The organism is Pseudomonas granadensis (assembly GCF_900105485.1).
Classification (GTDB): Bacteria; Pseudomonadota; Gammaproteobacteria; order Pseudomonadales; family Pseudomonadaceae; genus Aquipseudomonas; species Aquipseudomonas granadensis.
The window spans coordinates 198,690-211,845 of record NZ_LT629778.1 but is presented as its reverse complement, the minus strand read 5'-3'; the positions used below and the strand labels follow the sequence as shown (position 1 = coordinate 211,845).

Here is a 13,156-nt window from a genome sequence, read left to right as displayed (position 1 = left end):
ACGGACGCACCAGAACCGGTGCTGTGCATTCGTCATGGGGGCGTTCGATTGTCGAACAATTTCCCGGACGAAGCACAAGAGGACTCGCCGGGTGACGAGAAATCTTGTTCCCTACGCAGGCGCTAACCTGATCAGGTTCAACGGGATCCGAAATTATTCGATCTCAGCCTCATAGCAAGGCACCCCGACAAGAACCCGGCCAGTCTAGACACAACCGTCAAGGAACGCCAACACCGCAGCGAACGCCTGATGAATGGCGTAAATACACCGGTGTACCCGATTGTTGCCGAAGCGATGCGCAACTACACTCGCTATGCCTTGCCCTGCCTTGACGCTGTGCAGGCCGCGCCTTACCTTTGGCGCCCGGATTATTTCCATAATATTAATGCTAGGGATCGCCTCATGCTGCGCAAACTTTCACTGGCTGTGGCCGTGTCTTGTGCGTCCAACGCAATGGCCTGGGCAGCCGAAGCGCCCTTGTCGACCAAAACCGATCTGGTCAGCGTCTATCAGGAAGCGGTCGACAACAATGCCGATCTGGCCGCCGCCCGCGCCCAGTACGGCGCGCAAAAAGAAGTGGTGCCACAGGCCCGCGCCGGCTTGCTGCCGAATCTGTCCGGTGGCGCCGAAGTCGCCGACGTGCGCACCTCGATCGACCAGCCTTCAGCGATTGCCAATCGCAGCGCTCATTCGTATCAGGCGACCCTCGCCCAACCGTTGTTCCGCGCCGATCGCTGGTTCCAGTACCAGGCCGCCAAGGACGTCAATGAACAGGCCGCCCTGCAACTCTCGGCGACCGAGCAGAACCTGATCCTGCAAACCGCCGAAAGCTATTTCAATGTGCTGCGCAGCCAGGACAACCTCGCCTCGACCAAGGCTGAAGAAGCCGCGTTCAAGCGTCAGCTCGACCAGTCCAACGAGCGCTTCGATGTCGGCCTCTCGGACAAGACCGACGTGCTGCAATCGCAAGCCAGTTACGACACCGCGCGGGCCAACCGCATCGTCGCGCAGCGCCAGGTCGATGATGCGTTCGAAGCGTTGATCACCCTGACCAACCGCCAGTACAACTCGATTCAGGGCATCGTCCACACGCTGCCGATTCTGCCGCCGGCGCCGAACGACGCAAAATCCTGGGTCGACACCGCAGCGCGGCAGAACCTCAATCTGCTCGCCAGCAACTACGCGGTCAGCTCCGCCGAACAAACCCTCAAGCAGCGTAAGGCCGGGCACTTGCCGACCCTCGATGCCGTGGCCAAATACGAAAAAGGCGATAACGACGCGCTGGGCTTTGCCAACCCGAACTCCTTCGGTGCGCCTTATGGCGGCAACGTCGAACAGAGCACCCTCGGCCTGCAACTGAGCATTCCGATCTACAGCGGCGGGCTGACCAGTTCGCAAGTGCGTCAGTCCTACGCACAACTCGACCAGAGCGAGCAGCAGCGCGAGTCGCTGCGCCGTCAGGTGGTGGAAAACACCCGCAACCTGCACCGCGCGGTGAATACCGACGTCGAGCAGGTGCAGGCGCGCCGCCAGTCGATCATCTCCAACCAGAGCGCGGTGGAAGCCACGGAAATCGGTTATCAGGTTGGCACGCGCAACATCGTCGACGTGCTCGACGCCCAGCGTCAGCTGTACACCTCGGTGCGCAACTACAACAACACCCGCTACGACTACATCCTCGACAATCTGCGTCTGAAACAGGCGGCGGGCACGTTGAACCCGGGCGATCTGCAAGACCTGCGGCGCTATCTGAAAGCCGACTACAACCCGGACAAGGATTTCCTCCCGCCGGATCTGGCGTCGGCGGCCGAGGCGCAATTGAAAGCCCGGCCTTGAATGAAAAAAAGATCGTCCGCGGCATGCCCGGACGATCTTTTTTTAGACCCCGCTTATTTGATCAGCCTGTCCAACCCCTCCAGCAGCCGCTGCAACGCACCCTGATTGCGACGCATCACCGCCAGCCCGGCCCCGGCCATGCGCTGCGCATCGCGCGGCAATTCGAACAAACGCTGCACTTCGACCGCCAGGCCTTCAGCATCGTCCACTTCGGCCAGCGCCCCGGCTTCGCGCAGTTGCGCGGCGATGTCGAGGAAGTTGAACAGGTGCGGGCCGCTGATGACCGGTTTCGCCAACGCTGCCGGCTCGAGCAGATTGTGTCCGCCGTTGGCGACCAGACTGCCGCCGACAAAAGCGCTGTCGGCCAAGGCATAGAGAAAAAGCAGCTCGCCCATGGTGTCGCCGAGCAGCACCGAGGTCTGCGCATCGACATGGGCGCCGGTCGAACGGCGTACCGTGGCGAAACCTTCGCGCTGACACAGGTCGAGCACCGAATCGAAACGTTCGGGGTGGCGTGGCACCAGAATCAACAATGCATCCGGATGATTGGCCAACAGGCGACGATGGGCGTCGAGCACCACTTCGTCCTCGCCTTCGTGGGTGCTCGCGGCGATCCACACTGGACGATCCTGCGCCTGCCACTGGCTACGCAATTCGGCGGCCCGTTGCAGCAATTGCGGGTCGATGGTCAGGTCGAATTTGATCGAACCGGTGACTTCGACGGTTTCCGGTCGCGCGCCCAGATCGCGGAAGCGCTGCGCCTCGGCCTCGGTCTGCACCGCAAACAAATTCATTTCAGCGAGCATCGGCGCGGTCAGTTTGCTGAAGCGGCCGTAGCCTTTGGCTGAGCGCTCGGACAAGCGTCCGTTGGCCAACGCCACCGGTATCCCGCGCTTGGCACATTGGTGAATATGATTGGGCCACAACTCGGTTTCCATGATCACCGCAAGTTTTGGCTGGACGCGATCCAGAAAGCGCGCCGCCGCGCACGGCAGGTCGTACGGCAGATAGCAATGCTGGATGCGCGGCTCATTGGCGAACAGCGCCTGAATCCGCTCCGAACCGGTCGGGGTCATGCAGGTCACGGTGATCGGCAACTGCGGATAACGCTGCAGCAAGGCGCGGATCATTGGCGCGGCGGCAATGCTTTCGCCCACCGACACGGCGTGCACCCAGATGCCGCCGGGCTGCAGTGTCGGCATGTTGCAGGAGAAACGTTCGCCAATCCGTTTGGCATACGCCGGCGCCTTGCGCGCGCGCAGCCACAGCCGAATCGCCACCAATGGCAGCCCCAGGTAAAACAGCGCGGTGTAGAGAGTTCTATTCATGGCGGCGGAGTTTATCGACTTTTGTCGCTGATCGCGCGCAAGTGCACGGCAAAACGTTCGGCCAGCCAGCGCGCGGCCGGGCCGAGCGGCTCGTCACGGCGCCAGACCAGTTCCACCACCAGTGCTGGCGGCGTCCATTCGCTGGCCAGTTCGACCATTTGCCCTTGATAGGCCGAATACTGCACCACATGGCGCGGCAACCAGGCCCAGCCAAGGTTGCGCACCAGCCATTCGGACATCACATAAAAACTGTCGGCGCGCCACACTTGCGGGCTGGCCGCTTCGTTGCCGGGGTAGACGCTGGTTTGCGTCGACATCAGCAATTGCCGGTGCTGCGCCAATTGTTGGCAGGTTACGTAAGGCTGCGACGCCAATGGATGATGGATGCCGCACACCGTGACCATTTCTACACTGCCGAGCACACGCCGTTCGAGCGCTTCGGGGATTTCATCGTGATAAAACAACAGGCCGAGATCGGCGCGACGGTCGACCAGTTTGTGTGCGACTTCGCCTTGGGCGGCGCTGGTCAGTTGCACTTCGAGGCTGGGAAACTGCTCGGCCAGCTCACCGAAACTTTCCACCAGCGCCTGATACGGCATCGCCTCATCCTGCGCCACGCGCAACTGCGCTTCCTGGCCGCGCAGCATCGCCATGGCGCGGCCGTTCAGACGTTCGCACTGGCGCAGCACTTCCCGGGCTTCTTCCAGCAACGCCTCCCCCGCCTCGGTGAGCGTCGGCTGACGCCCGCTGCTGCGTTCGAAAAGGCTCACGCCCAAGTCAGCTTCGAGCATGGCGATTGTGCTGCTGATAGCTGATTGCGCCTTGCGCTGCTGGCGCGCCACGGCGGAGAACGAACGCTGTTCGGCGACCTCTACAAATACGCGCAACTGGTCCAGATTCCATTGCATGTGGCTTACCAACCCATCTACAGAACAGATAGGTAATGACTTTACCCCATCTGGCGAATCCCTAGAATGCCGCCTCAGTGAGCAAAATTTTATCGAGGATTGAAACCATGAACGCCTACGCCTACCTCGCCATCGCAATCTGCGCCGAAGTGATCGCCACCGTGTCGATGAAAGCCGTCAAAGGCTTCAGCACACCGTTGCCGCTGATCCTGGTCATCGTCGGCTATGCGATCGCGTTCTGGATGCTGACGCTGGTGGTACGCACCGTGCCGGTCGGCGTGGCCTACGCCGTGTGGGCGGGAATGGGCATCGTGATGGTCAGTGTCGCAGCGCTGTTTCTGTACGGGCAGAAACTGGATATCCCGGCGATGGCGGGGATGGCGCTGATCGTGCTGGGCGTGGTGGTCATCCAGCTGTTTTCCAAAACCGCAGGCCACTGAAAGCAGCCACAAGCTCCCAGCGATAAGCCGCCAGCACGACCGATTTGACGCTTCAGGTTGCAGCTTGCAGCTTGAAGCTTGAAACTTGCAGCTTCTCTATACCCCGAGGTCGCTGCATGCCATCCGTTATTTCCACCGACGTTCTGATTGTCGGCGCTGGTGTCGCCGGCCTCTGGCTGAACGCGCGTCTGCGCCGTCAGGGTTTTTCGACCGTGCTGGTGGAAAGCGCCAGCCTCGGCGGCGGGCAAAGCGTGAAGTCGCAGGGAATCATTCATGGCGGCGCCAAATATGCCTTGCACGGCGCGTTGACCGGGGCGTCGGAAGCGATCGCTGATATGCCGCGGCGCTGGCGCGAAGCCCTGGCCGGCAACGGCGAGCTGGACCTGACTGGCGTGCGCCTGCTGTCCGAAGCCCATTACCTGTGGTCACCGGGCACACTTGCCGGCAACCTCACCAGTTTCTTCGCCAGCAAAGCCGTGCGTGGCCGCGTCGATCAGGTCAAGGGCGATGAACTGCCGCCGGCCCTGCGAGACAAACGCTTCAAAGGCAAGGTTTACCGTCTCGCCGAACTGGTGGTCGACGTGCCGAGCCTGATCCAGCGGCTGGCCGACCTGGCCGGCGATGGCCTGCTCGCCGGGCAATCCATCGAGCCGCTGCTTGAAGATGGCGTACTGGCCGGCCTGACGGTCGATGGTCGCGCCATCCACGCGCAACGCATCGTCCTCAGCGCCGGCGCCGGCACCGCGCAGTTGCTCGAAGCGCTCGGCCTCAGCCAACCGGCGATGCAACGGCGGCCGCTGCACATGATCCTCGCCAAAGGCCCGGGCCTGAAACCGCTGTACGCCCACTGTCTGGGCGGCGGCACCAAACCCCGTATTACCGTGACCACCCACCCGGCCGCTGATGGTCAGTGGGTCTGGTACATGGGTGGCGATATCGCCGAGAGCGAAGGCGTGCATCGCGAGCCGGCCGAGCAGATCGCCACCGCGCAAAAGGAAATCGCTCAGTTGCTGCCGTGGATCGACCTCAGCACCACGCAATGGGCGACCCTGCGCGTCGACCGCGCCGAGCCGCTGCAAACCGGGCTGACGCGGCCAGACAACGCCTTCCTCGCCGAACAGGGGCGTCTGCTGGTCGGCTGGCCGACCAAACTGGCACTGGCGCCGGACTTCGCCGATCGGGTCATCGCCGCACTGGAACGCGACGGTATTGCACCGCAAGTCACCGAACCGCTGCCGCTGCTGCCCAAACCGCCGCTGGGCGTTCCGGCCTGGGAGCAACTGCTGCCATGACCATCGCCAATTTGCATGATCTCCATCGCCCACTGGGCAGCACCGGCCTGACGGTTTCGCCGCTGGGTCTGGGCACGGTCAAACTCGGTCGCGATCAAGGGGTGAAATACCCCAACGGCTTTCAGATTCCCGACGACGATGCCGCACGCATGCTGCTGCGTCAGGCGCGCGAGCTGGGCATCAACCTGATCGACACCGCCCCGGCCTATGGCCGCAGCGAAGAACGCCTCGGCCCGTTGCTGCGCGGCCAGCGTCAGGACTGGGTGATCGTCAGCAAGGTCGGCGAGGAATTTGCCGACGGCTTGTCGCGCCACGATTTCAGCGCAGCGCACACGCGAATGTCGGTGGAACGCAGCCTGCAACGTCTGGAAACCGATTTTATCGATCTGGTGCTGGTGCACTCCGACGGTAACGACCTGGCGATTCTTGAGCACGAAGAGGTTTACGCAACGCTCGGGGCGCTCAAGGCCGAAGGCAAGATTCGCGGCTTCGGCTTTTCCGGCAAAACCGTCGAAGGCGGTCTCAAGGCACTCGAGCAAGGCGACTGCGCCATGGTCACCTACAATCTGAACGAACAAAACGAGAAGGCAGTCATTGACTATGCTGCTGCCCACGGCAAAGCCATTCTGGTGAAAAAAGCCTTGGCCAGCGGTCACGTCTGTCTGAGTCCGGGCGTGGATCCGGTGCGGGCCAGTTTCGAGTTGCTGTTCGCGCAAGCTGGCGTAGCCAGTGCTATTGTCGGCACGATCAATCCGCTGCACCTCGCCCACAACGTTGCGACCGTTGCCCAAGTCCTTCGTGGTCACTGACGCCGCTTCGCGGCCTTAAGCAGGAGCCGATATGCCGCGCACGCTCATCCGCAAGAACCCGAGCAACTTCAAGACCCTGCCGCTGTTCGTCGAAGCCACTGCCGAAGGCCTGAGCTACCAGAGCGTCGGCATGCCGCTGAATTTCGCGCAGACCCTGCAGCGACGCAAACCGGTGAGCGTGGCCGATGCCGAGCACTTCTCGCTGGAACTGGCCAACCTTGGCGTCTCGGTGCGCCTGACCCTGCACTGGCAGAATCGCGATTATTGGGTGCTGGTGCGCCAACGCCGGCAGGATCGTGGCGACGTGGTGCTGAAATTGATCTCCGGTTACGTACCGGCCCACGAACTGAACATCCCGCTGCACACCGCCATCCAGGAAATTGCTGAGGAGTGTCTGCTGGAAACGCCGGAAGGCTGGCTCGGCGGACGTTTCAACGACACTTGGCTACCAGCCCCTTACTCGGCGGCCCTGCATTATCGCGAGGCCCTGCCGTTTCGCCTGACGCCGCTGTCCGGCTCGGCACGGCCGGTGCGCTGCGCTAGTCTGCAATTGCTCGAACGACCGCGCGCCTATGTGCACCTGCCGACCGCTTCCCTGCAATTGATCTACGACTTGCGCCTGGACGTGCCCAAGGAAGCCAAGTCCCTGAGCCTGTTCCACGTCGATGAGCGGCTGGAAGGTGACCAACTGGTGGCCCGCCTCGATCGCAAGCGCCCCGACCTGTACCTGATGCCACTCAAGGACGGCGCGCCAGTGGCCGAGTTGTACACGCTCAAACGCGACAAGCTGGTTCCGGCCAGTACTCGCGGTCTGTATCTGGCCGAGAGCTTCGCCACTCAGCAAGGCTGGGTGGTGCGCGAGGAGCGGATTCGCTGGAAGGACTGGCTGGTGCAACAAGGTCTGCAACCGGCCAAAGCCCCGCGTTCGGGGCTCAAGCAATTGAGCATCAAGGCGCTGCGCCTGGTGGGCCTGGGCAAAAAGAAACCGGCCAAGTCGTGAGCTAACGCCGGCGGTCGAACCAGGTGCGCAGCGTGGCAAAGAAATGGAAGTAACGGTTCTCACGCTTGCCCATGCCACGCTTGGGCGAGAACGACTCTTCGGCGAAGGCTCCGGTAATACGCACGCGTGACGCCTGGGTCGGCAATGTGCAGATTTTTGCATCTGCCTGTTGCAGCGCGTATTTGAGCAAGCGTTCGGAGTGCAGTTTTCTGCCGGTCGCCTTGCAGAAGTCGAAGATCCGCTCGATGCGCTTGCCATACGCGACGTAAGTATCGCGTCCGCACACTGCAAACCGATCATTCAGTCCGCCCCACCACTGCCAGTCCGGAATATAAGCGTGGTGTCGACGAGCCTGGGCATGATCGAACACATAGCCGGGCAGCGCCGTGTGGAAGAAGTTGTCCGGGCGCACGTACACCACGAAGTCCGGGTCGAAGGCTTCGATCATCGTGGTCACGGTGTGCAGCGAATTGAGCTGATAAATCAGATTGCGCAGCGACGCATAGTCATCGGCCCAAGTATCGCCCAGTGACTTGACCCGTTCAAAATCCCAGCGCTCCAGTACGCCTTCGGTCGAAGTCAGCGTGCCGGTCATTACCTCGAAAGGCTGGTAGTTGTCAGCGGCCAGCGCGCCTTTTTCACCGGAGCGCGCATTCTGCACCTCATCGACCTTGTACAAATGGTAGAAGCACTGCACCTCGCTGCCCGCCGGCAACTGCGCCAGGACGTTCTGTTCAATGGAGGGGAAGCAGATCTGCGAATTTCTCGGGATTCCGAAAAAAGCCACGGCGATTTTCAACACTCAACAGCACCTTTTGATAGTCGTTCGGGCCTGCCGGCATCCGGATACACGATGTCGCTTACTTTCGTCGAAACAGCTTTTGCCACCAGCGCTGCGGTTGCAGCGCTATGGCGACGATATTCGATTGGCGCAGCCAGTCGCGCTCATAGTCCCAGGCGTGCCCACCCCAGAGTTTCCCGGCCTCGTTGGAAAAACCCAGGGTCAGCAACTCATAGCCATAGCCGGCCTCACCCCGTAGCCAGTCAAACAGCACCAGCGTATTGAACCCGGTAGATGGCCCGACATAGCGTTTGCCGCCCGGACGGTCAACCGGATAGTGCCACAGCGGCGGCAGCGGGATGCGATCCCGGTACATGGCCACGCGTGGCAACGGGCACATCGGCGCGGCGCAGCCCACCAGCATGCTGAAACAGCGTTCACCCGAGCGTTCGAACATGTGCTGTACGTGAGGCCCGTAGGGCAGTCCAAAAAAGTACGCGTCCGGGGCGTTGTAACCGTGCACGAAGACATTGACGCTTTGCTCGTTGAGCAGCGTTGCCTTGATGCAGGTATTGAAGCTGACCACAACGTCATCGGAGCCAAGGTTAAGCGCCTGGAAATCCGCCGCGGTGATGGCCGGGTTATTGGCAATCAGCACCACCCGCGCCGCACGACTCAGGCAGTCGCGCAGCTCTGCCGGCAATGCCTCGAACACCGCTTGATCGCCACCGGGCAGCGCATCCAGCGCCATGGGTTGATCCTTCATTTCAGACCGGCACCTTCATCCCATAACGCACTTTCACCCACCATTGCGTGAATGCTGACGGTGGCTGCCATGGGCGCATTTCGCGCTGGATTTCTGCCGCCAAGGCTTGCCCGACACGGGCAAACGAATAGCGGCTCTCGGCAAACGCCTGGCCATTGCGGGCAATGCGCTCGGCCAGCTCGGGATCGCCCTGCAGCAGCTTGATCTTCTCCACCGCTTCTTCTTCGCTGCGATAGAACACGGTGTTGTGCATGTCTTCGAAACCGAGCAAGCGGTCTTCTTCGCCCTGGCTCCAGGCCAGCAGCACGCAGCCGCAGGCCATGGCCTCGAAGTTCTTGATCATGAACTCGTTCATGCCGATGTCGGCACTGACGAAAATGCGGATACGGTTGAGGGTTTGCAGGTATTCCTCACCGGACTTCGTTCGGGTCACCAGCATTCCGGTCCGCCGCGAAAGCGACTCGAGCATGGCCTTGCGTTCGGCGTACTCGGTGCTTTTCAGGCTGCCGAGAAAACCGATGGGAATGTCGCGCTCGACGCCGGTGTTGTGCAGCATCTGCTCGTCATAACCCTTGGAGACGAACACCGTATCGATGCCCTCGGCGAGCATCTTGCGTGCGACCACCGCCCCGGAGACCAGCGCCCGGCAACTCGGCAACCGCCGGTACAACCGCGAATACACACCGCGGTATTTACTGGCCGGCATGTAGTTCTGATAGGCGTCGTGTTCAAGAAAAACCAGCCCCGGAATGCACTTGAGCACCCGCAACTGCGGGGCCAGGCGTTTTACACGGGAGAAAATCACCACACGATCGAAGGTCTGATACTCCACCGAGGCCAGAAACGGCCCCAGGTTCATCTGCTGCTGTTTGGTCAAACGATGGATGACACATTCATCACAGTTCTGCTGCACGATGTCGTAGAGCCGGTCAAGAATGACCCGCTGTTCGTCCATCACCAGGAGCATGACTTTCATAGGTTATTGACCACGCGACATTGGCAGGCACGCGCAGCGGATTCCAACCTGCCAACTTCAACGGAAACGGTGAGATCCCCAAGGCAAAATCCGTTCACACGCAGTACACAACGGTAAAGATTCATCGGGTCAGCGACTGCGGATCTTCTCGACAATCGCAGTCGTCGAGCTGTTTTCCACCAATCCCAACACCTTCACGGTGCCGCCGTAAGCGCTGACGATATCGGCGCCGACCACCTGATCGATGCCGTAATCGCCACCTTTGACCAACACGTCCGGCTTGACCTCGCGCAGCAGGTTTTCCGGGGTGCCTTCAGAGAAGCTGATCACCCAGTCCACCGCACCCAGCCCGGCAAGGACCGCCATGCGCCGATCCACGCTGTTGATCGGCCGGCCTGGCCCCTTGAGGCGGCTGACCGAGGCGTCGTCGTTGACCGCGACGATCAAACGATCGCCCTGCGCTCGCGCCTGCTCCAGATAGGTCACATGCCCGGCATGCAGAATGTCGAAGCAGCCGTTGGTGAAAACGATTGTCTCGTTGTGCGCGCGGGCATCGGCCACCGCCAGCAGCAGTTGCTCAAGGCCCAAGACACCGCGCTCGGAACCCTCTTCACGCTGGATCGCGCGACGCAGTTCCGGGGCACTGATGGCGGCCGTACCGAGCTTGCCGACCACGATGCCGGCGGCCAGATTGGCCAGCGCGACCGCATGGGGCAGGTCTTCACCGGCGGCAATCGCTGCGGCCAGAGTGGAAATCACCGTGTCACCGGCACCGGTGACGTCGAATACCTCGCGGGCTCGCGCTGGCAGGTGCAGCGCCGGTTGGTCCGGGCGCAGCAGGGTCATGCCGTGCTCGCCGCGGGTCACCAGCAGCGCACCGAGTTCGAGGTCGTGCATCAGCGTGGCGCCCTTGCTCACCAGCTCATGCTCATCGGCGCAGCCGCCGACAATGGCTTCGAATTCGCTGAGATTGGGAGTGATCAGGCTGGCACCACGATAGATCGAAAAATCCTTGCCTTTCGGATCGGCCAGCACCGGGATGTTCTTCGCGCGGGCGGCCTGGATCAGCGCCTGATGATTTTTCAGCGCGCCTTTACCGTAATCGGAAAGTACCAGCACCTTGATGCCTTCGAGCAAGTCATCGACCTGCAAGCCCAGGGCCAAAGCATCGGTGGCGAACGGCTCTTCGAAATCGATACGCAGCAATTGCTGGTGCCGGCTCATGACCCGCAGCTTGACGATGGTCGGCTGGTGCGCAATGCGCTGGAACAATGCCCGTACGCCCGCCCCCTTGAGACTGTTGCTCAGGCTGTCGGCGGCTTCGTCGTCGCCGGTCACACCAACCAGCGACGCCGGCGCACCCAGCGCGGCAATGTTCAGGGCAACGTTGGCGGCACCGCCTGGACGGTCTTCGATTTGCTCGACCTTGACCACCGGCACCGGCGCCTCAGGGGAAATCCGTGAGGTTCCGCCATGCCAGTAGCGGTCGAGCATGACATCGCCGACTACCAAGACCGGGGCTTGATCGAAACGCGGCATGGACAACTTCATGGAGCAACCCACATACAAAATGAACAGGGGCGCGATATTACCACAGGGTAAAGCGCCGTCCGCCTCATTCTGAAAGGTCGCGCACCCAGAACAATTCATGACGCCGCACAGCCTTGCGGAAAAACTCGTTACTGCCTGTGACAGGCCAGCGCCGGCCCGCCAGACCCTGCTGGATCCAGCGGCGCAGTTTGCGCTTGAACACCTCGGCGCCCTGCAGATCATGCTCCATGGCCAGTGCCATGGCCTTGTCCAGTTGCACCGGCGCCGACAGCTGCGGGCTCCACAAGCGATCGGCCGGCAATGGCTCGATGGCCGGCGGCAGCGCAATACCGCAACCTGCAGGGCCCATCGGCCAGCGATCGTTGTCGTGCAGATGGTTGGCGTACATCAGCAGCGTGTTTGGCTTCCACTGACTGCGGCTGACCGCCTCGAGCAACGCTTGCGTCGACGCGACATGATCACTGTGCGGATCGAGTTCGGGATGCGGTGTCACCACCACTTCGGGTCGATAGTGCTCAAGCAGCGCAGTCAGATCGCCGAGCAGATTCTCCCAGGTCGGCTGACCGTCGCTATCGGCGGGCAGGCGCAACGGATTGTGCCGCCGCACACTGCGCACGTCGCTTTCCTGCGATTCGCGCGAGCCGAACGCTGTCGTTGGCGCTGCGGCCATCGCCGGCAGTTGCAGACAGTAATAACCCAGTTGCACACAGCGCTCTGCGGGCACGCCGCCCCAGAGCGGAATCACCAGGCTGTCCCAGCTGCGCAAACGCCCCTTCAGACGCGCCGCTGCGGCTTGATCGAGCCCCAGCTGTTGATAATCCTCGGCCTCGATTTCGCCTTGGGTCAACGTGACGATGCTGACGTCATCGCAACGGCTGTAAAGGCCAAACGCTGCCAGCTCGGCGTCATCGGCATGCGGCGCGATGACCATCACCCGCTGCTGGCTGAAATCGGGGTTGGCCATGATCCACAGCACACCCGCGCTCCCTGGCACGCAATGGTGGCCGCGCAGGGTCAGCGAACCTTGCGCCAAGGCCATCTCCTGCCCGGACAGATTGAGGAAGCGCCGGCCACGCACTCCGCGCTCGAATTCCTGACGGTCATCACCGACCTGAACATACGGGTCGAGCCAGCGCCCCAGCCAGGTCGACTTCAGCTCCAGTTCCAGCACCAGCGTCTCGCCCGGTGCCAACGGCTCGCTCAGGCGCACCAAACCGCCGTCGACGCTCACGGTTTGCCGCGCGGTCTGTGGGGGGAAGTTGTATTGATAGTCGTCAGACGGCCGATAGAACAGATGATCGGCGAACCACGCCTCATGAGCGATCCACGCCAGCACCAGCAACAGCGGCACCAGCCACCATTTGACCAGAACCCCGATCAGCAACAGCGCCAGCAAAAAGCCGATCAGGAACAGGCGCTTGTTGCGCCGGTGGGCCTTGAGGAGTTGCTGCTTGCGTGCGCTCATCGAT

The 13,156-nt window shown here is 61.9% G+C and carries 12 protein-coding genes and 1 riboswitch; of the genes, 5 read left to right on the top strand and 7 right to left on the bottom strand.

The genetic code is table 11. From position 1 onward, the window contains the following. Nucleotides 1-91: 91 nt before the first annotated feature. Nucleotides 92-197, bottom strand: a riboswitch (TPP riboswitch). 205 nt (nucleotides 198-402) lie between these two features. Continuing rightward, nucleotides 403-1,836, top strand: a complete 1,434-nt coding sequence (locus BLU52_RS00910; RefSeq protein ID WP_090280671.1) for a TolC family outer membrane protein — start codon at nucleotides 403-405, stop codon at nucleotides 1,834-1,836. Between the two features lie 53 nt (nucleotides 1,837-1,889). On the opposite strand, the gene waaA is transcribed toward BLU52_RS00910, so the two are convergent. Both waaA and BLU52_RS00900 read right to left on the bottom strand, forming a co-directional pair. Then, nucleotides 1,890-3,164, bottom strand: coding sequence for a lipid IV(A) 3-deoxy-D-manno-octulosonic acid transferase (gene waaA / locus BLU52_RS00905; RefSeq protein ID WP_090280669.1), 1,275 nt, complete (start codon nucleotides 3,162-3,164; stop codon nucleotides 1,890-1,892). A gap of 11 nt (nucleotides 3,165-3,175) precedes the next feature. After that, the gene (locus tag BLU52_RS00900; protein WP_090280666.1) at nucleotides 3,176-4,072 is read right to left on the bottom strand and encodes a LysR family transcriptional regulator; all 897 of its coding nucleotides are present in this window, start codon (nucleotides 4,070-4,072) and stop codon (nucleotides 3,176-3,178) included. A gap of 107 nt (nucleotides 4,073-4,179) precedes the next feature. Between BLU52_RS00900 and BLU52_RS00895 the strand changes: the two genes are divergently transcribed. The 4 genes from BLU52_RS00895 to BLU52_RS00880 all read left to right on the top strand — a co-directional run bounded on the left by BLU52_RS00895 (nucleotide 4,180) and on the right by BLU52_RS00880 (nucleotide 7,613). Beyond that, nucleotides 4,180-4,512 (top strand): DMT family transporter, encoded by a 333-nt coding sequence (locus BLU52_RS00895; protein ID WP_090280663.1) that lies wholly within the window; start codon nucleotides 4,180-4,182, stop codon nucleotides 4,510-4,512. A gap of 116 nt (nucleotides 4,513-4,628) precedes the next feature. Continuing rightward, nucleotides 4,629-5,804: an NAD(P)/FAD-dependent oxidoreductase gene (locus BLU52_RS00890; protein WP_090280660.1), complete on the top strand. Its 1,176-nt coding sequence runs from the start codon at nucleotides 4,629-4,631 to the stop codon at nucleotides 5,802-5,804. Then, nucleotides 5,801-6,613, top strand: a complete 813-nt coding sequence (locus BLU52_RS00885; RefSeq protein ID WP_090280658.1) for an aldo/keto reductase — start codon at nucleotides 5,801-5,803, stop codon at nucleotides 6,611-6,613. The genes BLU52_RS00890 and BLU52_RS00885 overlap by 4 nt, the downstream gene beginning before the upstream one ends. Nucleotides 6,614-6,644: 31 nt before the next feature. Then, nucleotides 6,645-7,613 carry a metal ABC transporter ATPase gene (locus tag BLU52_RS00880; protein ID WP_090280655.1) on the top strand — a complete coding sequence of 323 codons (969 nt, stop codon included), beginning with the start codon at nucleotides 6,645-6,647 and terminating at the stop codon, nucleotides 7,611-7,613. A gap of 1 nt (nucleotide 7,614) precedes the next feature. On the opposite strand, the gene BLU52_RS00875 is transcribed toward BLU52_RS00880, so the two are convergent. The 5 genes from BLU52_RS00875 to BLU52_RS00855 all read right to left on the bottom strand — a co-directional run bounded on the left by BLU52_RS00875 (nucleotide 7,615) and on the right by BLU52_RS00855 (nucleotide 13,152). Beyond that, entirely contained in the window at nucleotides 7,615-8,415 is an 801-nt protein-coding gene (locus tag BLU52_RS00875) for a hypothetical protein (protein WP_090280652.1), read from the bottom strand. A 58-nt stretch (nucleotides 8,416-8,473) separates the two neighbouring features. Next, nucleotides 8,474-9,160, bottom strand: coding sequence for a hypothetical protein (locus BLU52_RS00870; RefSeq protein ID WP_090280649.1), 687 nt, complete (start codon nucleotides 9,158-9,160; stop codon nucleotides 8,474-8,476). Nucleotide 9,161: 1 nt separating this feature from the next. Continuing rightward, the gene (locus tag BLU52_RS00865; RefSeq protein ID WP_090280646.1) at nucleotides 9,162-10,136 is read right to left on the bottom strand and encodes a glycosyltransferase family protein; all 975 of its coding nucleotides are present in this window, start codon (nucleotides 10,134-10,136) and stop codon (nucleotides 9,162-9,164) included. 129 nt (nucleotides 10,137-10,265) lie between these two features. Continuing rightward, a complete protein-coding gene (gene hldE, locus BLU52_RS00860; protein ID WP_090280643.1) occupies nucleotides 10,266-11,687 on the bottom strand; it encodes a bifunctional D-glycero-beta-D-manno-heptose-7-phosphate kinase/D-glycero-beta-D-manno-heptose 1-phosphate adenylyltransferase HldE in 1,422 nt (473 codons plus the stop codon). Between the two features lie 64 nt (nucleotides 11,688-11,751). Beyond that, entirely contained in the window at nucleotides 11,752-13,152 is a 1,401-nt protein-coding gene (locus tag BLU52_RS00855) for a PIG-L deacetylase family protein (RefSeq protein ID WP_090280640.1), read from the bottom strand. Between the last annotated feature and the right edge of the window lie 4 nt (nucleotides 13,153-13,156).

Bases quoted from the DNA above. Each gene is read 5' to 3' on its own strand.
- BLU52_RS00910 (WP_090280671.1), top strand. From the start codon at position 403: ATGCTGCGCAAACTTTCACTGGCTGTGGCCGTGTCTTGTGCGTCCAAC.
- waaA (WP_090280669.1), bottom strand. From the start codon at position 3,164: ATGAATAGAACTCTCTACACCGCGCTGTTTTACCTGGGGCTGCCATTG.
- BLU52_RS00900 (WP_090280666.1), bottom strand. From the start codon at position 4,072: ATGCAATGGAATCTGGACCAGTTGCGCGTATTTGTAGAGGTCGCCGAA.
- BLU52_RS00895 (WP_090280663.1), top strand. From the start codon at position 4,180: ATGAACGCCTACGCCTACCTCGCCATCGCAATCTGCGCCGAAGTGATC.
- BLU52_RS00890 (WP_090280660.1), top strand. From the start codon at position 4,629: ATGCCATCCGTTATTTCCACCGACGTTCTGATTGTCGGCGCTGGTGTC.
- BLU52_RS00885 (WP_090280658.1), top strand. From the start codon at position 5,801: ATGACCATCGCCAATTTGCATGATCTCCATCGCCCACTGGGCAGCACC.
- BLU52_RS00880 (WP_090280655.1), top strand. From the start codon at position 6,645: ATGCCGCGCACGCTCATCCGCAAGAACCCGAGCAACTTCAAGACCCTG.
- BLU52_RS00870 (WP_090280649.1), bottom strand. From the start codon at position 9,160: ATGAAGGATCAACCCATGGCGCTGGATGCGCTGCCCGGTGGCGATCAA.
- BLU52_RS00865 (WP_090280646.1), bottom strand. From the start codon at position 10,136: ATGAAAGTCATGCTCCTGGTGATGGACGAACAGCGGGTCATTCTTGAC.
- hldE (WP_090280643.1), bottom strand. From the start codon at position 11,687: ATGAAGTTGTCCATGCCGCGTTTCGATCAAGCCCCGGTCTTGGTAGTC.
- BLU52_RS00855 (WP_090280640.1), bottom strand. From the start codon at position 13,152: ATGAGCGCACGCAAGCAGCAACTCCTCAAGGCCCACCGGCGCAACAAG.